The organism is Vibrio sp. SCSIO 43086, assembly GCF_051132235.1.
GTDB classification, from domain to species: Bacteria; Pseudomonadota; Gammaproteobacteria; order Enterobacterales; family Vibrionaceae; genus Vibrio; species Vibrio diabolicus.
The window spans coordinates 1,488,947-1,511,154 of the sequence record NZ_CP072678.1; the positions used below are offsets into that span (position 1 = coordinate 1,488,947).

18 protein-coding genes are annotated in these 22,208 nt (G+C 44.3%); 10 read left to right on the forward strand and 8 right to left on the reverse strand.

The annotated features are described in order from the left end of the window. Nucleotides 1–284 precede the first annotated feature (284 nt). Nucleotides 285–2,405 (forward strand): sensor domain-containing diguanylate cyclase, encoded by a 2,121-nt coding sequence (locus J8Z23_RS22855; protein ID WP_258644217.1) that lies wholly within the window; start codon nt 285–287, stop codon nt 2,403–2,405. Between the two features lies 1 nt (nt 2,406). Further along, nucleotides 2,407–3,066, forward strand: a complete 660-nt coding sequence (locus tag J8Z23_RS22860; protein WP_434635447.1) for an outer membrane beta-barrel protein — start codon at nt 2,407–2,409, stop codon at nt 3,064–3,066. A gap of 58 nt (nt 3,067–3,124) precedes the next feature. Here the strand turns inward: J8Z23_RS22860 and J8Z23_RS22865 are convergent, their stop codons facing one another. From J8Z23_RS22865 to J8Z23_RS22890, 6 genes are read right to left on the reverse strand one after another with little or no spacing between them, the layout of a single operon-like run. Continuing rightward, nucleotides 3,125–4,771, reverse strand: coding sequence for a BatD family protein (locus tag J8Z23_RS22865; RefSeq protein ID WP_301658869.1), 1,647 nt, complete (start codon nt 4,769–4,771; stop codon nt 3,125–3,127). Nucleotides 4,772–4,775: 4 nt separating this feature from the next. Continuing rightward, a complete protein-coding gene (locus tag J8Z23_RS22870; RefSeq protein WP_434635448.1) occupies nt 4,776–6,629 on the reverse strand; it encodes a VWA domain-containing protein in 1,854 nt (617 codons plus the stop codon). Beyond that, the gene (locus tag J8Z23_RS22875; RefSeq protein WP_006741917.1) at nt 6,622–7,626 is read right to left on the reverse strand and encodes a vWA domain-containing protein; all 1,005 of its coding nucleotides are present in this window, start codon (nt 7,624–7,626) and stop codon (nt 6,622–6,624) included. The genes J8Z23_RS22870 and J8Z23_RS22875 overlap by 8 nt, the downstream gene beginning before the upstream one ends. Beyond that, entirely contained in the window at nt 7,619–8,095 is a 477-nt protein-coding gene (locus J8Z23_RS22880) for a DUF4381 domain-containing protein (protein ID WP_047008481.1), read from the reverse strand. The genes J8Z23_RS22875 and J8Z23_RS22880 overlap by 8 nt, the downstream gene beginning before the upstream one ends. Before the next feature lie 38 nt (nt 8,096–8,133). Then, nucleotides 8,134–9,060, reverse strand: a complete 927-nt coding sequence (locus J8Z23_RS22885; RefSeq protein ID WP_301659076.1) for a DUF58 domain-containing protein — start codon at nt 9,058–9,060, stop codon at nt 8,134–8,136. Between the two features lie 14 nt (nt 9,061–9,074). After that, nucleotides 9,075–10,031 (reverse strand): AAA family ATPase, encoded by a 957-nt coding sequence (locus J8Z23_RS22890; protein ID WP_005392397.1) that lies wholly within the window; start codon nt 10,029–10,031, stop codon nt 9,075–9,077. Nucleotides 10,032–10,341: 310 nt separating this feature from the next. Between J8Z23_RS22890 and J8Z23_RS22895 the strand changes: the two genes are divergently transcribed. From J8Z23_RS22895 to J8Z23_RS22930, 8 genes are all read left to right on the forward strand, one after another. After that, nucleotides 10,342–12,258 carry a methyl-accepting chemotaxis protein gene (locus J8Z23_RS22895; protein WP_005392399.1) on the forward strand — a complete coding sequence of 639 codons (1,917 nt, stop codon included), beginning with the start codon at nt 10,342–10,344 and terminating at the stop codon, nt 12,256–12,258. A gap of 56 nt (nt 12,259–12,314) precedes the next feature. Next, nucleotides 12,315–12,515, forward strand: coding sequence for a restriction endonuclease subunit S (locus J8Z23_RS22900; RefSeq protein ID WP_005392406.1), 201 nt, complete (start codon nt 12,315–12,317; stop codon nt 12,513–12,515). 247 nt (nt 12,516–12,762) lie between these two features. Then, nucleotides 12,763–13,431, forward strand: a complete 669-nt coding sequence (locus J8Z23_RS22905; protein ID WP_182035853.1) for a LuxR C-terminal-related transcriptional regulator — start codon at nt 12,763–12,765, stop codon at nt 13,429–13,431. Between the two features lie 228 nt (nt 13,432–13,659). Continuing rightward, nucleotides 13,660–14,316 (forward strand): LuxR C-terminal-related transcriptional regulator, encoded by a 657-nt coding sequence (locus J8Z23_RS22910; protein ID WP_080619247.1) that lies wholly within the window; start codon nt 13,660–13,662, stop codon nt 14,314–14,316. A 207-nt stretch (nt 14,317–14,523) separates the two neighbouring features. Continuing rightward, nucleotides 14,524–15,114 carry a calcium-binding protein gene (locus J8Z23_RS22915; RefSeq protein ID WP_005392412.1) on the forward strand — a complete coding sequence of 197 codons (591 nt, stop codon included), beginning with the start codon at nt 14,524–14,526 and terminating at the stop codon, nt 15,112–15,114. 152 nt (nt 15,115–15,266) lie between these two features. After that, the gene (locus tag J8Z23_RS22920; protein ID WP_434635449.1) at nt 15,267–16,985 is read left to right on the forward strand and encodes a type I secretion system permease/ATPase; all 1,719 of its coding nucleotides are present in this window, start codon (nt 15,267–15,269) and stop codon (nt 16,983–16,985) included. Next, nucleotides 16,960–18,300, forward strand: a complete 1,341-nt coding sequence (locus J8Z23_RS22925) for an HlyD family type I secretion periplasmic adaptor subunit (RefSeq protein ID WP_258661439.1) — start codon at nt 16,960–16,962, stop codon at nt 18,298–18,300. The genes J8Z23_RS22920 and J8Z23_RS22925 overlap by 26 nt, the downstream gene beginning before the upstream one ends. 96 nt (nt 18,301–18,396) lie before the next feature. Further along, the gene (locus J8Z23_RS22930) at nt 18,397–19,245 is read left to right on the forward strand and encodes a mechanosensitive ion channel family protein (protein WP_005392418.1); all 849 of its coding nucleotides are present in this window, start codon (nt 18,397–18,399) and stop codon (nt 19,243–19,245) included. 99 nt (nt 19,246–19,344) lie between these two features. Here the strand turns inward: J8Z23_RS22930 and fhuB are convergent, their stop codons facing one another. Both fhuB and J8Z23_RS22940 read right to left on the reverse strand, forming a co-directional pair. Next, nucleotides 19,345–21,312: a Fe(3+)-hydroxamate ABC transporter permease FhuB gene (gene fhuB / locus J8Z23_RS22935; protein ID WP_434635450.1), complete on the reverse strand. Its 1,968-nt coding sequence runs from the start codon at nt 21,310–21,312 to the stop codon at nt 19,345–19,347. Continuing rightward, on the reverse strand, nt 21,309–22,175 hold the full coding sequence (locus J8Z23_RS22940; RefSeq protein WP_434635451.1) for an iron-siderophore ABC transporter substrate-binding protein: 867 nt from the start codon (nt 22,173–22,175) through the stop codon (nt 21,309–21,311). The genes fhuB and J8Z23_RS22940 overlap by 4 nt, the downstream gene beginning before the upstream one ends. Between the last annotated feature and the right edge of the window lie 33 nt (nt 22,176–22,208).

A 22,208-nucleotide genomic window follows, 5' to 3' on the forward strand; every position in this document is an offset into this window, starting at 1 on the left:
TAACTTTGCCCCTCTTTTTGAGGGGCCTTTTTCTTTTCAAGCTGCAGATTTATAACACCAACCTATACCAATAATTCTTGCAAGGAAGCACAAATACCCCCCTTTTTATAGAACATGTAACTTATGTGAAATACGGTTATAAAAGTGCTGAAGAGCTCTCGAATGTGAAACTAAGTCTGATAATTTTGCGAATGACTTAACAGCTCAAATTTGATTGTATTGATTGCATATGATGGCCTAAGTAGTTTTTTATCGAGAATAAAAAAGTAGATTAGGTTGGTAGGGTGAGTTTAAGAAGTTTTACAAGAAAAGTGTCTTCAACGAGGGATCATCGCTTATTAGCGGAGGCGATATTTGATCATTTAGAGAGTTTGTTCTCCCCTCAAGCCTTAGCCATTTTTGAAGATCCTTCAATCAATCCCCGTTATTCTGTGAGTTTCTCTCGCGGGGAGCTTTACCCAATCCAAAGCTATCCTGACAGCTTCTGGGAGTGGGCAAGTCAGTTTGACACTTCTGAAAGCATCATTCCTCTGGCGATCAATACTTGTAACTGGAATCACACCCAAGATTTAGGTGGAGATAGTTACATAATGATGCTCGATAACACGCCTATCAAACGCACCTACCTACTGATTCAATCTGTTCATGCTCGCACGGCACACAATATCTATGAAGAAAGCTATGATGCAATGCAGCTTGCAGCGGCGCGTTGGCAGTGCATTCGCGCCGAGAAAAATGCGTCGCAAGAGATGAGACACAGAGACATTCGTGAAGCGCAATATGTCGATGAAATTAACCAACGCGAGCGCTTTATCGAGAACATGAAGTTAGTTCAGCAAGTTGCTCTCGAGATCTCCAACCCTGATTCCTTAAAAGATTTGTATTACAAAGCCGTCGAAGCGCTACGTCAACGGTTGGGGTTTGATCGCTCCACACTGATGCTTCTAGATATGAAAAAGCGCAGTTTCAGTGGAACATACGGCACGGATGAATCAGGCATCACCATTGATGAGTTCCACACGCAATACGATTTACACCAACTGAGCGAAGAATACATCGCTGCGCTGTCAAGCCTTGAGAGCAACCTAGTGATCGTGGAAGATGCGCCGATATACACAGCTGGTAAAGTGGTTGGGCAGGGGTGGAACGCGATGTTGATCCTACGTGATGGCAATGAGCCATTTGGTTGGTTCGCGCTTGATAACTTTATTCATCGCAAGCCGATAACAGCGTATCAAAAACAGATGTTGGACTCGTTTGGCTCCCTTTTCTCACAAATTTACATTCGAAAGCGCCAGGAGCAGAACGTGCGTATGTTGCATTCAAGCATGGTTGAGCTATCACGCTGTACAACCGTCAGTGATGTATGTAAATCGGCCGTCACTTTTGCCATCAAAAATCTTGGTATTGATCGGATGGCGGTGTTTTTGACCGATGAAAATTGCTCATACATGCAAGGCACTTGGGGGACTGACATTCAAGGCAATGTGGTGGATGAGTCTTATTTCTTTGGTGAGACACAAGACTTTTCGTTGATCAATTTAGCTCGCGCCGTACCTAGTGAAGTGGCATTTGAGGAATCCGTTCCTATTTATCATGACTGTAATATTGTCGGCTTTGGCTGGGCTGCGATGACGGTTTTGACTTCGAACAGCAGCGGGCCCATCGCCTTTATTGCTGTTGATAACTTATTGACGCGCGCGCCGCTGACTTCTCAGCTACGTGAAGTGATTCGTATGTTCGCTTCCAGTCTAGCGGAGGTTTTGCAGCGCACTCAAGCGCAAGAGGCGATTCGCGGATTAAACGAAAACCTGGAGTTAGAAGTACAGAACCGAACCAAAGAGTTGGAAGAAGCCAACCGACAGCTTGAGGTGCTTTCTAAACTTGACCCTCTGACACGTCTTGGCAATCGCCGTATGTTAGAACATGTGATGCAGAAATATTGCGCGCTAGAGTGTGAGGAAGCGATGTCCTTTGGTCTTATCCTGATTGATATTGATCACTTTGGCTTGTTTAACAATCACTATGGCCATCTCGAAGGGGATATCGCACTAATGCGCGTGGGTCATATCTTGGATCATCATACCAAAGGTGAAGACGAGGTTTTCTGTCGCATTGGTGGAGAAGAGTTTGTGTTACTAATGATCGGCTCTGATCAAGAGGCGGTAAAGCAGAGAGCGGAACGTATTCGTCAATGCATTGAAGATGAAGGCATCAAACACCAACACAACCCAGAAGGGGAGTTGCTCACTGTGTCAGTCGGTTATTCTTGCTACAAAACGAAAGGCAAAGACTTTAATTTCGACCATCTTTACCAACTGTCGGATAAGGCACTCTATCAAGCGAAGAGTCATGGTCGAAATTGCGTAAGGCGATATGAGCAAAAAGATCAAATAGTGGCGTGACGTGAACAATAATTTGTCCACTATTGTTATTTTTATTTGTAAATTTATTGCTGGTATCTATCTTGTCCACTACTTTTATATTGCAGTGTGCAACTTGATTGGTATGGGTGTGATTATGAAAAAAGGTAGTGTGTTACTAGCAATGTTGGCGTTGAGTTTCACCGGAGTATCTCAAGGAAAGCAATATAATAGTGTAAGTGAATTTGAACCTTTTGGATATTTGGGGGTAGGCTATCAGTACGCCGACGCTGATATAAATCTTGGCTCTTTGGGAGCGTACTCGTTGAATAACTCTCTTCTAGGCGCGATGTTTGGCTACAGGTTCCATCAAAACTTTGGTGTTGAAGTCCGAGGTTATGGAAGCGTATCTGATGATGAGTTATATGGCATTTCAGTTGAGGTGGAACGTAATTTTGCTTTGTTGGCAAAAGGTTTGGTTCCTTTGGGTGAAAATGTAGACCTGTATGGGTTACTAGGATACGGGAAAATAACAGTGTCAGCGGACGGAATCTCTGACAGTGATGAAGATTTGCAATATGGGGTTGGATTTGCATTTAATAAAGGAACACCATTAGAACTGCAAATTGAATGGATTAAGCTTTATGATGACAAAGGATTAGATTTAAGCGGTGTTAATTTAAATATTGTTTATCGTCTATAAACACATTTTGATTCTTTGAAAATAACAATGGCAGCGTTTAGAGCGCTGCCATTTTTCTTTATAGTTTTTCTAGCTGGTGGTCGGTTTTCCTTACGTTTGCTTTGCTAAGGTTTTGAATTTTTGCCAGTAGCGAGTCTGGACGCCAAGGTTGTTGATTGGCACTAAAACGCGCTTGGTTCATGGCATCAAGTTCTTGTTTTACGGCTTGCGCATCACCAGGGCTTAACCTGTCTCGGTGAGTGTTTAGATACTCGTTTACTGAGCGTTCAATTTTAGCAGCGTCCCCTTCATTGATGACTTGTTTCAACGCATCAACGCAAAGAGGTTGCTTGGTATTCGAAACCGTTTTACTCGCCGTCATAGGACGCTTCTTCCATGCCCAAATCGCGATTCCTAACGTCGCCACCCAAAGCCCAGCGAAAACAAAGGTCAGGGTTTGCCAGAGGCTGCTCACTCCACCGTTTGGTTCGGGACTGATGGCTGACTCAGGTGGTGTTGGCAGAGGCGATTCCGGCAATGTGATAAGCCCGGTGTCACTTTGCTCTATTTCTAATTGTAGCTCTGGTAACGTCGCTTTTTTCGCTTCATCATTTTGGCTGTCCCACCAGTTCAAATGGTATCCCGGCAAGGTATATGACCCAGCCTCAGTGGGGATAATGACTTGCTTCACGGTCATGATAACGGTGCCATCTCTCGCGCTGTCGAATTGAGGCTGTTCTGGGTAGACCCGCAGCGAACTTGGATAATCAATACTTACTCGTGGAAGGTATTCGGCTTGTGTTCCGCGAGCTTTAATTTGAATGGTTCGAGTGAGTGAAGAGCCCTGTTTGACAGTGTTGAGCGCATTAACCGACAGAGGATTACCTTGATCGTCTTGCCAGCTCTGCGTCATTTCTAACGCTGAAGCTGGAAGCCATTCCCCTTCAAATTCGCTTGGAATTGGTTTTACCTCGATAGGCATTTGCTCAGCTTTGGTGTTGATTGGCATGATCTTGGTAGAGCCCGTCAAGCTGTCGCCATAAATGTAAGAGCCTGTCAGTCTAGGACCTATCAAGGTGTAAGTACCCGGCTGATTCGCCGTTAAGCGAAACGACTGTTCAATGACCGCTACTTCTAATCCATTTAAGATCTTTTGTCCCTGCTGTAAGCCACCAATCGCTTCAAGCTTCATGCCTTCAATCTGTGGAGGCACAATTTGTGGGTTATCAAGACGGCGGGTATCCGCTTTGACCAAAAGCTGCATACGTAATGTCGCAGATTGTTGAGGGTACAGCGTGCTGTTGTCGACACTGATATTAAAGCTAAATAGGTCATCGAGATTGGGTTCAGCTTGGCTTGCGGTGACACGAAGCTTTATTGGCTCCGTTCTCATACCATCTGCGGAAAAGCTCGGAATAGTCAGAACACCTTCTTTCATCGGCGCAATCGAGATACTCCACTCAGTACGTACAGATTTTCTTCCGTTAATGTTATTGCTGGAGCGCCCATAACGAGGTTGACCCAAGAAAAAGTCGTTCTCAAGTACATTAAAGTCAATTGCATCTGAGCCGAGCTCAGTATCTGCCATGATTCTGAGGTTGATCACTTCATTCTTAGCAACTTGTGTTTTATTGACGCTTGCTTGAAGCGTCTGTGCCATCACCGAGAAGCTGGATAATAGGCTGGCCACAAGAATAAAGATCAGTTGTACGCCTTTGTTCATCACGGGCTTACCACTCCTTTTGAGATTGTTGTGGAGGTTGTTTTTGTTGAGCTTGAAGTTGCATTTGTGCACGAATCAAAAAGCTTGGATCGCGAGCGCTTTCGACTGCTTCTAGACGACGGAATTCAGGATCATCCCGATGCGTGTTTTTTGGCTGCACTTGAGCCTGCATTGGTTCACCTTGTTCCTGAGCCTGCTTTTCACCTCGTTTCGGTCGATGTTGCTCTGTTTTTTGCTTTTCTGTTTTATTTTCAGATTCTTGCTGATTTTGTGACTGTTGTCCTTGCTCTTCCTTCTCACCGTTTTGAGACTTTTGTTGCTGTTGCTGTTGCTGTTGCTGTTGCTGTTGCTGTTGCTGTTGCTGTTGCTGTTGCTGTTGCTGTTGCTGTTGCTGTTGCTGTTGCTGTTGCTGTTGCTGTTGCTGTTGCTGTTGCTGTTGCTGTTGCTGTTGCTGTTGCTGTTGCTGTTGCTGTTGCTGTTGCTGTTGCTGTTGCTGTTGCTGTTGCTGTTGCTGTTGCTGTTGCTGTTTCAGCTTTTGTTCCACAACCGACAAGTTTTTCTTTGCAGCTTCAAAGTTGGGCTTTTCTTCAAGCAGTTTTTTATAAAGCTCTGCCGCTTCTTCTAATTGACCATTTTGCGCCAGAGAGTTGGCAAGGTTATAGCGGCCGTTAGGAGAGGCGTCATGAGAAAATGCTTCGATAGCGGCTTCGTAGTCACCTTTTTGGTAACTGGCTGCCCCTTTCCAGCTTGGGTTTGTAAATAGATTTTGCGCCTGTTCATACTCACCTTGCTTGTAGAGTTCCGCTCCTCGTTGGTCGGCATTTAAGAACGGATTTGCTTCGGCGTGTTGTGTCCAAGTCATAGGTATTATTGTTGCCACAAACATCCAAATCAGGCCGCGTCGGAACAGTAAAGCTGCAGGCAGAAGTAACAGCGGCAGCAACCAAAAGCCACCGTTTAAGCGAGAGTCAGTGCTCACTTCTTCACTCTGCTTGGCCGAAAGTTGACTGCCAACGTTGTTCGTAAAGGCTGAAATGTTCTCAACATCGCGATTGGTGTGCTGAATAGGAACAAAAATTCCACCTGTTTTCTTTGCTAGTATTTGTAAATTCTTCAGATTTGTTTTCGCTACGACTGTTGTGCCTTGTGCAGTTTTTAAAAGAGAACCATCGGGTAGGGCGATGGGAGCGCCATTAGCGGTTCCTACTGCGAGAACTGAGATGCGAATGTTTTTACCTTCGACCAAATTCAACGCGCGAGACAGTTCTGACTCATCAAGGTCATCAGCTAACACGATGATGTCGCCTTGTTGCACACCTGCTTGAGAGAACTGGTTGAGCGCTAATTCAATTGCGGAAGGCAGGTTTGCCCCTTGAAAAGGCATTAGCTCTGGTGACAAATTCTCGATAATGCCGGCAAGCGTACTGGAATCAGTCGTCAGTGGACTTAAGTTATAGGCATCGCCAGCGTAAGTAATAAGACCCGTAGCCCCTTCTTTCCATTTAGGAAGTAAGTCCAGCGCCTTATAACGTGTTTGCGCGAGTCGATTAGGCTTGATGTCCGTAGCGAACATCGAGCGAGACATATCAAGCACCAAAATGCGGTTTTGGTTTAACTCAAAGCTTGGGCGAGCGTTGGATTGCCAGCTTGGTCCCGCTAGCGCAATACAGGCAATGGCCCAAGCTACGCCCCAGAGAATAAAATAGTGTTTGGACTGCGTGTTTTGTCCGAGCACTTTAGCTAGGTGAGGGGCAATCAGTGTCGATTTTTTTGCTCTAAATTTGTGATTGAGCAAGAGCGCAATAGGGATTGCGATAAGCCCCAAAAGCCAATAAGGGTTAAGGAAAATAAACTCAGCCATGTTTTCTCCTCAGTAGGAATAACAATACCGACAGTACGAATGCAGCGCTTAATGGGTATGGGAACCATTCTGACTGCGGACGCCAAGTTTGCGTGTCGCTTGACACGGGCTCGAGCTGGTTGATCGTGTCGTAGATCTTTTCGAGCTGATCAGTATCTCGCGCCCGAAAATATTGTCCACCAGTCATCTCTGCCACTTTAGTTAGTGTTTGCTCATCCAAGTCGGCTGCGGTGTTAACCTTACGAGTCATGAAAAACTCTTTCACCATCATTTCACCAGCACCTACGCCTACGGTGTAAATGGTCGCATTGTATTTTTTTGCGATTTCCGCTGCTTCGAGCGGTTCGAGCACACCGGCTGTGTTGCTGCCGTCACTAAGCAAAATCATGACTCGTTGCGGAGCATCACTGTCTACAAAAGTTTTCGTGCCTAGACCAATGCCATCACCAATGGCGGTTCGTTGACCAACCAAGCCGATGACGGTTTGATTAATCTGCTGCATGACGGTTTTACGGTCTGCAGTGAGTGGCGTTTGCAAATACGCGTGATCGCCAAACAAAACAACCCCGAGACGGTCACCTTTTCTTTTTGCCACGAAATCCGATAGAACTTTTTTGACAGCGGTGAGGCGGTCGATGTATTCGCCGTTGAGCTCCATGTCTTCTTGCTGCATCGAGCCAGATAGGTCGACGACCAACATCAAGTCCCGATATTTGGGTTGGAACTCAACTGGATCACCAAACCAAACTGGACGCGCACAAGCAATGATAAGAAGAACCCAGATCGCCATTGATAGTGATTTTTGCAGGGCTTGCCTAGGCTTGCTGCCATTCTCATTAGTTGGTAAGTACGCCAATTTGATCTCGGCTTGTTGAGATTCTTGTGGCAGGAGCTTGTATACCAGCCAGGGGACAGGCAGCAAAAATAGTGCCCACCACCAGACAAATTCAATGTTTAGCCATTGGGCAAGATCGGTTATGAGTGTTTGCTCAGTCACGGTTATTTGCCTTTTTCTTTGGTGGCAAAGCGTGAGTTATCCAAAAGACACAATCATCGACCAAGCTTTGATGATTTTCTTGAGAGGATTTCTGATACAGCGCTTCTTGCCACTGATGTTGTTTGTCTACGAATCGAGTTTCTTTTGTATGGCTATCGAGAAACTCATACCAAGCGATTCCAGTTAATGGCGCGATTTCTTCACGCGGAAAGTAACTCAATGCCGCCTGACGCAATATTTCCAGAGCAGAGGAGGGGGTATGAGGTGTGACAGATTGAGTTAAAAGTTTTAAGGCTGCCTTTTGCGCGCGTAGGCGTTTTTTACGCCATTTCGTATAAAGATAAATGCTGAAAACGAAAAGCACGGTGGCCGCAAGCACTGCCCACCATCCCCAAGCGAGCGGAAACCAATCCGGAGCGTTTGGTAAAATCAGAGGTTCAAGGTCTAGGCTTTGGTTGTTTGTTGTCATTATTATTACTGCTTAATAAATGCTGCTTGTACAGTTTGTTAGCTTAATTGTGAAATCAAGGGCCAACCACTTGATAGCGTGTTAAATGGAATCGCCATCGAATGGCATTGCTGTTTAATGGTTTCTTGGTGTTGAGTAAAGTGTGTTTCGAGTTCCTTTCTTTGGCCCTTGGAGCCAAAGTTGAACCATTGACTACGTTGTCCATCCGAGGCTTTTACTTGACCTCTAAAGTTTGTTTCACCTCTTTCTAAAGGATCATAAAACTGAATAGCCCTCACACTGTTGTGCTGTTTTAGTCGACGTAACTGCGTCAACTTTGCTGCGCTTATGTGGGCAAAGTCGCTGAGCATAATCAGTTCGCTGCCCTTAGGTGTCAGTGTATGAAGTGTTTCTAACACCTGAGTATACGGCAGTGTACGAGCCTCGTTGTTGGCAGTACGAGCCACCTGCGCGTTATGTGTATCGACGATAGCATTAAGAATCCGCAGCCCCTGTTTTTGTAGAGAGGAAGGGCGAAACTCAAAACATTGATGTCCATCGTCAATCACCGCACCGATGCGATCCTTTTTAGCCAAAGTGAGCCAAATCAACACGCTGGCAAAGTGAGCCAATTGAACCGACTTCAGCATATACTTAGACCCAAAATGCAGGCTAGAACTCAGGTCAAGGTAAAGAATCACAGCTTGCTCTTTGTCTTCTGCAAATAACTTTGTGTGCGCTTTCCCTGTACGAGCAGTTACCCGCCAATCAATACTGCGGATATCATCGCCAGGTTGGTATTGGCGTACTTCCATAAAATCCATGCCTCGCCCTTTTTGGCGGCTGGTATGGTTACCGCTCATTTGCGACCAGATACTTTGTGCTGGTGGCAACCAACGTACAGATTGAGTGCGGTATTGCAGCAGCTCTTCAAGGGTTAATGTCACCCCATTCGCATGAGGTGGCAATGGATGCGTTGTGGACATATCACTCCCTCGTCTTATGCACTGCCAACGAGGTTTAGCAGCTTATCAATGACTTGGTTTGCCGTAATGCCTTCCGCTTGAGCGTGGTAACTCAGTAATAAACGGTGGCGCAAAACCGGATAAGCCATGGTTTGAACATCTTCTGGGGACACAAAATCACGACCTGCAAGCCAAGCGTGCGCACGGGCACAACGATCCAGAGCGATGGTGGCACGTGGACTAACGCCCATTGACAACCACTTATCCAGCTCAGTGTCATATTCGCTGGCTCGACGTGTTGCCATAACTAAACGGACGATGTACTGCTCTATCGTTTCGGCCATATGAATATCCAACACTTCTTTACGCGCAGTGAATATATCTTGTTGGCTTAACATTGGGCGCTCGACGGTAGTTTCGCCTTTTGCTTCACCGCGGTTAATACGCAAGATAGATAGCTCATGCTCCGCATCTGGGTATTCCACTTCTAAATGTAATAAAAAGCGATCTAGCTGTGCTTCAGGTAGTGGATAAGTCCCTTCTTGTTCAATCGGGTTTTGAGTCGCCATGACCAAAAACAACTCTGGCAACGGGTAAGTATGGCGACCTGCTGTGACTTGTTTCTCTGCCATTGCTTCAAGCATCGCCGCTTGTACTTTGGCCGGTGCACGGTTTATCTCATCCGCAAGGATAAGAGAATTGAAGATAGGACCAGATTGGAAAGTGAACTCTCCGGTTTCGGGGCGGAAGATATCGGTGCCGGTTAAATCGGCTGGCAGCAAGTCAGGGGTAAACTGAATTCGGTGGAAGTCGCCTTCAACACAATCTGAGAGTGATTTTACTGCACGGGTTTTTGCCAGCCCAGGAGGGCCCTCAACCAAAATATGTCCATCTGCCAAAAGGGCAACAAGCAGTTGTTTGACTAGATCTTGCTGACCAATGATCTGCGACTCTAGGTATTGCTGAAGAGTTTCGAAGTTAGATTTATGCATGCTTTGGACTCTCGATATCCATTTGATTTTTGTGTTGAGTATTGGTCATTTTCCAGATGGAAAAAGTTCCAATGCGCTTTCGCAATTTATCTTTTCAATATTGGGACTCTGCAGAGAATTGCAAGTACTTGCTATCACTGAAAGTTCTTATCTGACAGAGCGTTACATTTATTTTTCATAATATAGTGAGAAATGCCTCTAGTTTTGTATATGTGAGCCGATAAAGTTTCTGTGATGTGCGTGTCATGAGATATGCACCAGATTCCCCTTATGGGGCCAATAACAAGTGATTCTTTTAAAAGGTCCGAATATGTTGAAACTTCATTCCTTGAGCATCAAACAGAAGGTTGTACTTGGTATTACGTTTGCTGTTTTAGCATCAACAATTATCGTTGGTGTTATGGCTCAGCGTCATGCAAGAGATGTGTTGAGCCACCGTCTTATTGATATCGAACTACCTGCGATGCTGCAGCAAATCAATACAGAAATTGACCGCGAAGTTGTAGAGATGCAACAAGCCGCAAAACAGCTCGCAACAAACGAGTTTATTGTCGAAGCCCTATCTAATACAGACCGCGACCCGTCGGTAGAAGTTCAGTTAGTTCAGCAGCTCAATAACGTTAAATCCCAGTACGGACTTAATGATGCGTCGGTAGCCAATCGTCAAACGGCATATTACTGGAATCAAAACGGGTTCTTGCGTCAGCTTAATCGAACTCAAGATGCTTGGTTCTTTGGCTTTACGTCTTCTGGTCAAGAAACGTCAGTGAGCGTTTTCCAAGAGGCAAACGGCGAAGTAAAAATGTTTGCCAACTACCAAGACTTAAATGGCACATCAATGTCAGGTCTTTCAAAGTCGATGGACGACATGGTTGCGCTGCTCAATGGGTTTAAAATTGAAGATACGGGTTATGTGTTCCTCACTAACGAACAGGGTGAGATTCAAATACATCGTCAACAAGGTAAAAACCAAACTTCTATCACCAAGCTATTTGGTAGTGATGCGAGTGCACTGCTGAATAAAAACAGCTTCAATTTGATTAATGTGGACTTTGAAGGGCAGGACACGTTTGTTTCCAGTTTGTATGTTCCTTCAATGAATTGGTTTGTCATTGGTGTAGTTCCTGTCGATGAAGTCTTCGCGGACCTAAATGCTACTGCGCAAAAAATGCTGTTTACGACCATCATTGTCGCCGTTGTATTCATTCTGATGGGCGTATGGTTGGCAAATAGTATTACTAAACCAATTCGACTGATTGCCGATCGTTTTACCGACCTTGGGCAAGGTGAAGGCGACTTGGCGCAGCGCATTGAAATTCAGGGTAATGATGAAATTGCTCAGCTTTCAAAAGGCTTCAACGGATTTATTGAGAAGATCCACGCCACAATGAAAGAAGTTGCTTTGACCAGTGGCTCATTAAGTCAAGCGGCAGAAAGTGTTTCGACGAAAGCAACATCCACACATGACAACAGCCAAGAGCAACGTGATCAAACCATTCAAGTTGTTGCGGCGATTAACCAGATGGGTGCGACCATCAGCGAAATTGCATCGAACGCGGCTACTGCTGCCGATACGGCAAATCAGGCTTCTGATAATACTCAAACGGGTCGTGAAGTGGTTATGAAAGCCAAAGAGGTGATTAGCCGCCTAGCTGATGACGTAGAAACGACCAATATTGTCGTCACGCAGCTGGCATCGACAACTAAAGATATTGGCTCGATTCTGGGCGTAATTCGTGACATATCAGAACAAACCAACTTGCTTGCGTTGAACGCCGCGATTGAGGCTGCACGTGCTGGAGAGCAAGGTCGTGGTTTTGCGGTGGTTGCTGACGAGGTAAGAAACCTAGCGTCACGCACGGCTGATTCAACAGAAGAGATCCAACGGATGATCAACCAACTTCAAAGTGACGCACAAGACGCAGTAAGTGCGATGGAAGCGGGTAAAGCGGTCACTATTGAAGGGGTCGCTTCAACCGATGAAGCAGTGGAAGTGTTAGTCAATATTTCTGAGCGAATTACAGACATCTCTGATCGTAATACACAAGTTGCAACGGCGACGGAAGAGCAATCCACTGTGGTGCATACCATTAATCAAAACATTGAAGAAATCAACGCGATCAATGAAATGACAACGGCAACGGCAGAAGAGCTGGCGGATGCAAGTCGTGATCTTCAAGCGCTCTCTTCACGTCTGGACAAGATGGTTGGTAGCTTCAAGCTATAGAGTTGGATAGAATAGCCGAAGTTTAAAAGTTCACTAACTAAATTTAGGTAAGTACTATGAATGACTTCGAAAAAGAACTAGAGCAGATTTCTCAGGAAGCCGCTCAGGAGCCAGAAGTAAAACTGCCGTCGCTAGAAGAGCAAAAAGCGATCGTCGCTGAGCTAAAAAAGCTGGAAGCAGAAGGTAAGTTGACGCCAGAAGTGTTAGAGCAACACTTTGGTAAATTTAACCAAAAAAACTCTGTTCCAGTTCACTAAGCTAGGGTGAGGTTTCGGCTCTAACGGGCGCGACAAAATCACCAACTCAAATACAAAAAAGGGAGTGTATGCTCCCTTTTTAATGTCTGAAAAATGCTAATACCTCTTACAGACTTGCCACTTAAAAATTATTGACACTTCAATGAGTTATTAATTAGTACTAGTTATTTTCATACTTGACAATACTACTGCTCTATCTAAATCTATTGCGTATTTCAATAAAAGCGACCAAGGGAATGCGATCAGGATGGAGCAACAAAAAACAAGAAATGTCATTTTAATCACGGAGGGCAGTCTGCAGTCATCTCTGCTGAAAGATGTATTGGAGACCAAACTCGGTATTAGTGTTGCTCTAATCACACCAGACTCTCTTATTCACGGAGCGTTAGATTCGCCTTTAGCGTCAGCCATTATTGTTGATTGCAGCGTGATCACTGATGAAATATTTCGGCGTTATTCGGAATTTAAAGAGTCGCAACAGAAAGATACGCTCGAAATCTTAATTAATTGTGATCAATCCGTTTCGACTGAAGATCTTTTTGCTTGGCGTACTCTAGCAGGTATTTTTTATACCTCTGATGATATAAAAACGCTGCAAGTTGGGATTGGTAAGGTACTTCAGGGGGATATGTGGTTCAGCCGTAAGTTTTCTCAGCAATACATTACTCACCTTCGTCGCCACTGCAAACCTATAAATAAGAATGTTCCCGCTATTTTGACCAAACGAGAGCAACAAATAATTACCTTTCTCTCTATGGGGGCTTCCAATCAACAAATTGCTGAACAACTATTTGTGAGCGAGAATACGGTAAAGACTCATTTACACAATATTTTCAAGAAGATTGAAGTAAAAAATAGAGTCCAAGCACTTATTTGGGCGAAAGAAAATATTTCGGATAACTCGTTAACAGTGTAATCTCCTTGAAATACTACGTTATTTAATTTAGTGAATTCTTAATCATTACTGTGACCTAAATGTGTTAAAAGTGTTTCTTTTATGAGAAACACTTTTTTTGATTCTCTTTTTAATAACTTTGGAATTTAAAAAAGTAGCAAATAACTTTACTCTGTGGACTAGCACTTACATATCACACTAAGTGCGGACGATTAACGACGAATTTAAGAATGTTAAGTCACTGAAAGTATGAGAAACATTATGGAACAGTATATGGAAAAGCCTGAAGTCCTAATGCTCACTCAACAAAGTTTACAGAGTGAAAACTTTAAGGAAATGCTTTCTAAAAATATAGAAACTAAAATAACGATCATAGATACTAAAAACCCTAGTTATCACGAACTCATTCCGGAACGCTACTTTTTGCTTGTTGATTTTTCAGTTGAGATTCCATCCGAAACTTTAGTTTATTTAAAAGATAGTAATAAAGTGCTAGGAACCATAATGCTTAATTTAGGTTATGACTTAGACACAGAAGAACTCGCCTCATGGCCGCATGTAAAGGGTATATTCGGTCCGGGAGACTCTATGGACAAGGTGTGTCAGGGGTTAAAAGCAATAATAAAAGGAGATAATTGGCTGTCTCGAAGATTACTGGATCAGCTGGTTAATTATTATCGAGGAAAAGAAGCGAATAGCATTATTGAGCCCGCTATCGAGGTAGAGCTTACTCGGCGTGAAATTCAAGTTTTAAAAATGTTGAAAGAAGGAGGCTCAAATATGGAAATTGCTGATTCTTTATTTATCAGTGAGCATACTATTAAATCACATCTATACAATATTTTTAGAAAGTTAGAAGTAAAGAACCGTACGCAAGCAACAAGTTGGGCTAGGCGAAATCTGTAGTACTAGTATTAACTTACTGTAATAAAAAGAAAATACTCTATAAAGTACTAAGTTTTATATTTATTATTAAAATGTCAGTCTGAAATATCATCCCATATTCAAACTTATTCCTATTCGGTTGACTATTAGACTTCTCATGTCTGTTACAAATCTACTCAGACATAGAATAAAAGGTCTATTCAATTATTAAGACAAGAGGGAATAAAAATGAGCACAAGTGACAATGACACGTATCTAGGCGATGCAGGTGTAAATAACCAATTTGCTGATTTCGATGGCGGCGATGACTTGTTTATTGGTTTTGGTGGTAATGATTCGTTTGTTGGCGGTGGCGGTAACGATTATGTGATCGGCGGCGACGGTGATGATCGCCTAACTGGTGGTGCTGGTGATGACATCCTAAGGGCTGGTACAGGAAACGATTACCTCGGCGGTGGTACAGGTAATGATTTGCTTTTGGGTTTGTTGGGTGACAACAAACTAAATGGCGGCGTCGGTGAAGATATTCTTGTAGCTGGTTCTGGTGATAATGTTCTAGTTGGCGGCAGCAATGGCGATAAGTTTGTGTTCACGGATAAGTTTGGTGGCCATGGTGAAGCAAAAGTTGTGGATTTCACCATTGGTGAAGATTCTTTGCACATTATTAGCGACTCGGTCACAGACTTCGGTGATTTAAGCTTTAGCTATGATGCTGTAGGTAATGCCGTGTTTACCGATGGTGCTGATCTAACCGTGAAACTCATTGGCGTTACCGAAACTGACATCAATACTTACGGTGCGGATTTATTTGCAATCTAAATGACTTAAATCACTCAGAATGGGATTAGTTTATGTGGCTCTGTCACGCTGAGGTGAACTAACTCGGTCATTCTAGAGTGTATTTGAGGCTGTCTTAAGTTAGGTGCTAGCTTTTGCTGGCGCCTAAATTTTCAATTTAAACGGAAATAGTCGTGCAAAAAACGGTTTTCAAAGAAGTGAGACAAAAACTATGCACGCTTGCGGGCTTGCTAATCGCTTTTAGCCTTTTTATCAACATACTAGTCCTCTCGATTCCCTTGTACATGCTTCAAGTGTACAACCGAGTGATATCCTCCTATTCAACCGATACTCTACTTTTGCTCACTATTATCGTGATTGTCGCGTTACTAACCATGTCGATTATTGATATCGCTCGCGCGCAAATGAGTAAATCATTTGGTTATTGGATGGACACCAAACTGTCCACTTTTATGCTTAAGCGCAGCATTCAATACCAATCGCACACAGGGAAGAGTTACACCTCGCAAACGCTGCGAGATATTCAGAACATCAAAAGCTTTTTGAGCAGCCAAGCACCCTATCCACTATTGGATGCGCCTTGGACACCGCTGTTTATTTTGTTCGTATATTTATTGCACCCAGTATTGGGTCACATCGCGTTACTCGGGTCTATCGTATTGTTTAGTCTCGGGCTACTCAATGAGCTAATGACGCGTAAAACCATGCAAGAAAGTGAAGTTAGGGCGATCTCTCATATCAACAACGCCGAGCTAGCCACGCAAAATGCCAATTCAATTCTTGCGATGGGGATGATGAACGCGTTTTTAGAGAAATGGCAGTCGCGCGTGAATGAAGTCAATATGCTCGAAGAGCGAGTGGCAGGTAAGTCCATTTACATGGCTAACTTTTCTAAGTTTGTACGTGGTTCACTACAGATCTTTTTGTTGGGAGGCGGAGCATGGTTAGTGATCCAACATGAGATTACTGCGGGAGCGATGATCGCGAGTTCCATTTTAATGAGTCGGGCACTCTCGCCGATGGAGCAGGCGATTGGAACATGGCGAAGTGCTATGTCTGCTAAAGCCGCGTATAAACGACTAAAAGAAATCGACACAATCGTGCGCCAAGATGAATCGAATATGCCACTGCCAAAGCCAAAAGGACACTATGAACTTACTGGGCTTGCTTATCGCCATCCTGGCACAGCAGAGCCTGTACTCTCATCGATCAACTTATCCATTCCTCCCGGAGTCGCTGTCGGAGTTATTGGCCCTTCTGGTACTGGTAAATCGACGTTTGCTCGGTTGTTATTAGGTACGATCAAGCCATTAGCAGGTAAGGTTACGCTTGATGGTATGGAAGTGTCTACTTGGGCATCGGAAGATCGCGGCGCCCATTTTGGTTATCTCGCTCAAGAAGTAGAGTTGTTTCCTGGCACAATTCGGGAGAACATCGCGCGCTTCAAAGAGGAAGACCCCGCTAAAGTCATCAAGGCGGCGCAACTAGCAGGATGTCATGAATTAATACTCAAGAAAAATAAAGGTTATGATTTCGTTATTGGCGAAAATGGCCGTGGTTTATCTGGAGGAGAAAGGCAGAGAATCGCACTTGCTAGAGCCGTTTATGGCGATCCACCTATTGTGATTTTCGATGAAGCTAATGCCAACCTTGATGGTGAAGGAGAGGCTGCATATCAACGTTTGATTGCCCATTTAAAGGCGCAAGGCTCAACGATTATCGTCATTGCCCATAATCCGAGTACATTACGACAAATGGATAGATTGCTGTATTTGGCTGAAGGTCGAGTCAAATTATACGGTGCTAAAGATGAAGTATTAAAACGCTTGATGGGCGAAGAAAGAACAGATATTCCAAGGGTAAGAAATGAGCAATCAACTGCCAGTCGTTAATCAGCATCCGTCTGAAACCGTTTATCGTTTTAGTCCGCAAGCGAAACTAAGCTTTCGAAAGCCAATTTTACTTGGTGTGGTGACGCTAAGTATTTTTCTTGGTGGCCTAGGCTACTGGGCTGCGACAGCGAAATTAGAGAGTGCTGCAATTGCTTATGGCGATTTGTCTGTTCTCACTAAGCGACAAGAAATTCAACATCTAGAAGGCGGCATTATTGAAAAGCTGTACGTGCAGGAGGGAGACTTGGTTGAAAAAGGTCAATTATTAATTCAACTCTCTAAGCGACAAGCTATGGCGAAGTTGGATTCATTAAGTGGTCAGTTTATTCATACTCTAGCGAAGGAAAACCGTCTAAGTGCTGAGCTAGATGAATTGCCAACGATCGTATGGTCTGATGATCTTGAAAGTATTCCTCGCGTCGATATCGTCCAAGAAGCTCAACTGGTTCAAAACAAGATCTTTGAAGCGAGAAAGCGATTCTTTGATAGTAAGCTGAGCATCATTGAGCAGAGTATTTCTGGGGCAAATTTGGAGCTAGAAAACCTCCAGCAAACCAAAGTCATTGAGAGAGAAAGACTCAATTTTATCGCCGAAGAAATAGACAGTAACCAAGCTTTAGTTCAAAAAGGCTTTTCGGGTAAATCCACCTTACTTCAACTCAAACGTCTTGCAGCGGAAGTGCGGAGTACCTTAAGTCAGTTAGACAGACAATCACTCACAGTAAGCAAAAGGTTGGATGAAAACCAAGCGCAAATTGAAGAGTTGAAGCTTGAAAGACTGAATGAGATTGTCGAGGAGCTACGAAACACCAAAAAGGAAATCGTCGCCATCCGTGAAGAGTATCGCTCAGCCCAAGATATTGTAGCGAGAACAACCATCAATGCACCTATTGCAGGCCGTGTGGTCAACATGCAGGTATTTACCGAAAAAGGTGTGATTGGTTCGGGTGAAACGCTATTAGAGTTGGTTCCTCAAGACGATAAGTTGTTAGTCGAGGCTCGCGTGAATCCTCAGGATATCGATTTAGTTAACCCGGGTCAGCAGGCGCATGTTCGTCTGACCGCTCTGAATGCTAGAACGTTGGCACCATTAGACGGTACGGTGTTAACGATTTCTGCGGATAAGCTTTCACAAGAAAACCAAGAGGATTTTTACCTCGCTAGAATTGCAATTTCGCAAGAAGATGTAGCCAAACACCGCTTAACTTCAGGAATGAACGCGGAAGTGCTTATTTTATCTGAACCGCGAACGCCTTTAAGTTATTTAATAAAGCCAATCACTGAAAGCATGAATCGCGCCTTTAGAGAGGAGTAATCTCAAAAGTACTTGAGTGAACACGGACAACTGACAAAATAATTTGTTATGGTTACCCGTTACTAGGCCGTATTTTAATTCTAAGGGAGCCGTGGAATGGAGAAAGTGCAGTTAGTCGTCGATTTTCTTCTCACTCATAAACTGATTTTTACCGCACTGATCTTTGTGATTATGTGGTTAATTCGTCGTACCATTTTATCGATGATTCGTGGTGACCATGCCTTTCTTTCTGAAGATCAGCGCAGCTGGATGTCCAGAACTAAGAACGGCACCTTTGCCGTTACATTACTGATTTTATTTATTTTATGGCAATCAGAAATAAACGAGTTTGCTCTAAGTGTCACGGCGATAGCGGTTGCCATTGTTGTGGCATCCAAAGAGATAATTTTGTGTTTTACAGGCTCGATTCAAAGAGCAAGCTCACGTTCTTTTCGTGTCGGTGACTGGATTGAGGTCGGTAAACTGTGCGGCGAAGTGATCGAGCACAATATGATGGCGACGGTGATTCAAGAGATCGACCTGCACCATGGGCAATATCACTACACCGGAAAAACCGCGACCTTACCCAATAGTATGTTTTTTACTTACCCAGTAAAGAACCTCAATTTTATGAAGCGCTACGTCTACCACAATTTTTCTATCGTGGTGAAAGACTTCGTTAATTTGTATCCTCTGTTACCAATCTTGACCGACAAGATTGAAGAGCATTGTAGCTACTTCAGTGATGTTGCGCATCGCTACAATGCGATGATTGAAAAACACGCGGGGGTCGATCTTCCCGGTGCAGAGCCACATATGCATATTTCTAGTAATATCAATGGTGAGCAGATTTTGCATGTTATGATTTTCTGCCCGACCGATAAAGCTAACCACTTGGAGCATTTGATTCGTAAAGACTTTATGGAACTTTATGAGCAGCGCTTTCCTGTGGTGAGTGAAAAATAGAGAAGTGTCGTACGCCAGTTAAAACAAACCCCGCTATCAAACATAGCGGGGTTTGTTTTTCTAACGGTATTTCCAGCTCTAACTATATTCCCTGAATACTTAGCTGAATTTACTTTTCAGCATTAAAAACAGAAAGTAAGTACTGCCTAAAATAGCGACCAATGTGCCAGCTGCGACCTGACTTGGATAAATAGCGATTTGTCCCAGCCAATCTGCCCACAACATTAGGGTTGCACCAATTAAGGCTCCGACACTTAGTTGCTCTTTCACTTTTCTTGCTCCTAACATCATCGCCATATGGGGAGCGACCAAGCCAACAAAAGATATCGGACCAACTGTAGCGGTAGAAAAGGCGCATAATAAAGCAACGATGGTGAGCATTAGCGTATTGGCTACGGTGGGGTTAAGTCCTCGTGCATTTGAGAATTGTCGTCCGATGGAAATTAATGTTAGCCAGCGAGAAATCGCGAATACAGCGGTAAGCAGAACCATTATTGCCAAACATAGCATCAGTGCGGTGTCGGCTGTGACTCGATAAATTGAACCAGTTAGCCACAATAAAATTTTGTAACTGTCACCAGAACCTTGAGCTAGCGAAAATTGAACAAGGGCTTCTAATAGTGCCGTTAGTGCTATGCCGGACAACACGAAGTTAGATGGATTAAAATGGCTTCGTTTACCGATAATCAGCAATAACATCAATACGGACATACTTCCGAAAAAAGCGATACCCCAGTTAAATGCGGAGAGAAGTGACCCAGCGATGACTCCTGTCGTAATAATGGCAAACGTGGCTCCGGAAGACACACCGAGAATATCTGGGCTGGCCAGAGGGTTGTAAACAATGCGTTGCAAAATGATTCCGGCAACGGATAGCGCAATACCGACAGAAAGTGCGGTTAGCATTCGCGGCCAGCGTAATTGCCATTGGAACTCCCCTGGCACGGACCATTGGATCCCGTTTATACCATGGGTAACGAATGAGTAAACCAGAACCCCGACGATGCTCATTATCACTATGCTACAAACTGCGCGCTTAGAAAGCGCCGTTTTTCCTTGGCTCATTGAAAGGTTAAGTTGATCGGTTGCCGTCAGCTTTTTACGAGTAAACCAAATTAAAGCGGGAGCGCCAATAGCTGCAGCCGCTACGCCGCTAGGAATGGTTTTCTCTAACCATAAGCTTAATGAGATGGCGGCAGAGTCTGTGATGATTAACAGCATTGCGCCCAAAAGCATGCTGCTGATCAATTCGTCGTGCGGTGTTCTTGCCCCCATCGCTCTGGCAATATTGGGTGTCAGTAATCCGATGAAGCTGATAATGCCAACTGCGGTGATTGAGGCAGATACCAGCCAAATACCCATCACCATTAACGTGCCAAAAGCAGGTAATACCGCTAAGCCTCGGGCTGCTGCGCCTTCTTGCCCTAGTTTCATTAGAGTCAGAATACGTGGTGCGACGATCAAAATTACGATTGCGATAGCGCAGCGAGGCAATAACCACTCAAACCAATCCCAGCTGTATTGAGAAAGGTCTCCTGCTCCCCACATAAAAATATTCTGTGCAAACTGAGCGTTTAAAATAATAATGGCTGTGGCGATAGAACCGAGCAAGATATTGATCACCATCCCCGAAACGACCAACGGCAAACCTGTCATATTACGCACACCGGCAATTGATACGATCAGGCCAAACGCCACTAAAGCCCCCGCCATTGCGGCTAATGCAGAGTAATCGGCTACCCAATCGACGAACCAAATATTTACCACAACTAATGCAAGCCAAGCGCCAGAAGAGGTGCCAAGAGTCAACGGCGAGGTGAGGTTGTTCTGCGTTAATTGCTGCATTAAGCTGCCGGTGAGACCAAGCATGGCACCAACAAGCAGGGTAATACTTAACCTAGGAAGCTGAGCTTGCGTAAAAAATACGTCACGAAATTCGCTCGCTACCTCTGGTTTTGTTAATAATTGCCACTGTTCGAAGAGTGATAAATTAGTGTCAATTTGTAGACTAAAGACGCTAAGTAACGTAATCAGCGCCAGATAACCAATATAATGTTTCGTTCTCATTGCTTTGGTGCCAACTCTATTAGACTGTCGGTAATCGCTTCAGCGGTGTATTGCAAAGACATAGCACCGCCATACGCCCACACTGCTCTGACTGAATTTACCCGCTGCTTCTTTACAAACGGCATCGCTTGCCAAAGTGGCGAATCTTTCAGTTTGCGTTCTTCTGGGAAAGGTTGTACGTAGAGAACATAGCTGTTGTGAAGGTTTTGAAGTCGATTAATCCGATCTTGCTTTACCCCCCACGCACGTGGGTCCTCTTTAATTGGAGTCTGTAATCCCAGCTTTCTGACCACGTAGTCTGTGGTGGAATTTTCGGTTGCAAGAAACACTGTATTCGGCGTTGAAAAACGCATCACCAGAACACTGAGTGGCTCAGAGTAATAGTGGCGAATTCGCTGGCGCATTTGCTCAAATGATGTGTCTAATTGTGTCAGTTTCTGTTCAGCAAGTGCCTCTTTATTGAATAGCTTGCCAAGCGTACGAAAGTGGCGAATAGCAGTCTCGGCCGCAGCCTCATTTTCAGAAAAATTAGGTAAATAGATAACCGGAGCAATTTGTTTGAGTAACGGAATCAAGTCTTGCTGTGGAGACGCAGCAAGGATGACATCTGGCTTCAAGCTGGCGATTTTTTCTAAGTTGGGCTCGGCTCGGGTTCCAATATCTTCAATTGACTCTGGTGCAGTTGGATTTACGACCCATTGGCGGTAGCCTGATAAATTTGGGGCTGCGATTGGTTCTACGTTTAGCGCCAAAACTTGTTCTAAGATGTCCCAGTTTAAGGCAACAACGCGCTGCGGCGCTTGCTCAAAACTATGCTCACCATATTCATCGGTAACGGTGATGACTGCATTTGCATTAGTCATAAAAAATGCTAACAGAAAAGCAGATTGTGTAAC

Excerpts from the sequence above, each read along its gene's own strand:
- J8Z23_RS22870 (WP_434635448.1), bottom strand. The coding sequence starts at position 6,629 with ATGGCTGAGTTTATTTTCCTTAACCCTTATTGGCTTTTGGGGCTTATC.
- J8Z23_RS22880 (WP_047008481.1), bottom strand. The coding sequence starts at position 8,095 with ATGACAACAAACAACCAAAGCCTAGACCTTGAACCTCTGATTTTACCA.
- J8Z23_RS22885 (WP_301659076.1), bottom strand. The coding sequence starts at position 9,060 with ATGTCCACAACGCATCCATTGCCACCTCATGCGAATGGGGTGACATTA.
- J8Z23_RS22890 (WP_005392397.1), bottom strand. The coding sequence starts at position 10,031 with ATGCATAAATCTAACTTCGAAACTCTTCAGCAATACCTAGAGTCGCAG.
- J8Z23_RS22895 (WP_005392399.1), top strand. The coding sequence starts at position 10,342 with ATGTTGAAACTTCATTCCTTGAGCATCAAACAGAAGGTTGTACTTGGT.
- J8Z23_RS22900 (WP_005392406.1), top strand. The coding sequence starts at position 12,315 with ATGAATGACTTCGAAAAAGAACTAGAGCAGATTTCTCAGGAAGCCGCT.
- J8Z23_RS22905 (WP_182035853.1), top strand. The coding sequence starts at position 12,763 with ATGGAGCAACAAAAAACAAGAAATGTCATTTTAATCACGGAGGGCAGT.
- J8Z23_RS22910 (WP_080619247.1), top strand. The coding sequence starts at position 13,660 with ATGAGAAACATTATGGAACAGTATATGGAAAAGCCTGAAGTCCTAATG.
- J8Z23_RS22915 (WP_005392412.1), top strand. The coding sequence starts at position 14,524 with ATGAGCACAAGTGACAATGACACGTATCTAGGCGATGCAGGTGTAAAT.
- J8Z23_RS22925 (WP_258661439.1), top strand. The coding sequence starts at position 16,960 with ATGAGCAATCAACTGCCAGTCGTTAATCAGCATCCGTCTGAAACCGTT.
- J8Z23_RS22930 (WP_005392418.1), top strand. The coding sequence starts at position 18,397 with ATGGAGAAAGTGCAGTTAGTCGTCGATTTTCTTCTCACTCATAAACTG.
- fhuB (WP_434635450.1), bottom strand. The coding sequence starts at position 21,312 with ATGAGAACGAAACATTATATTGGTTATCTGGCGCTGATTACGTTACTT.
- J8Z23_RS22940 (WP_434635451.1), bottom strand. The coding sequence starts at position 22,175 with ATGACTAATGCAAATGCAGTCATCACCGTTACCGATGAATATGGTGAG.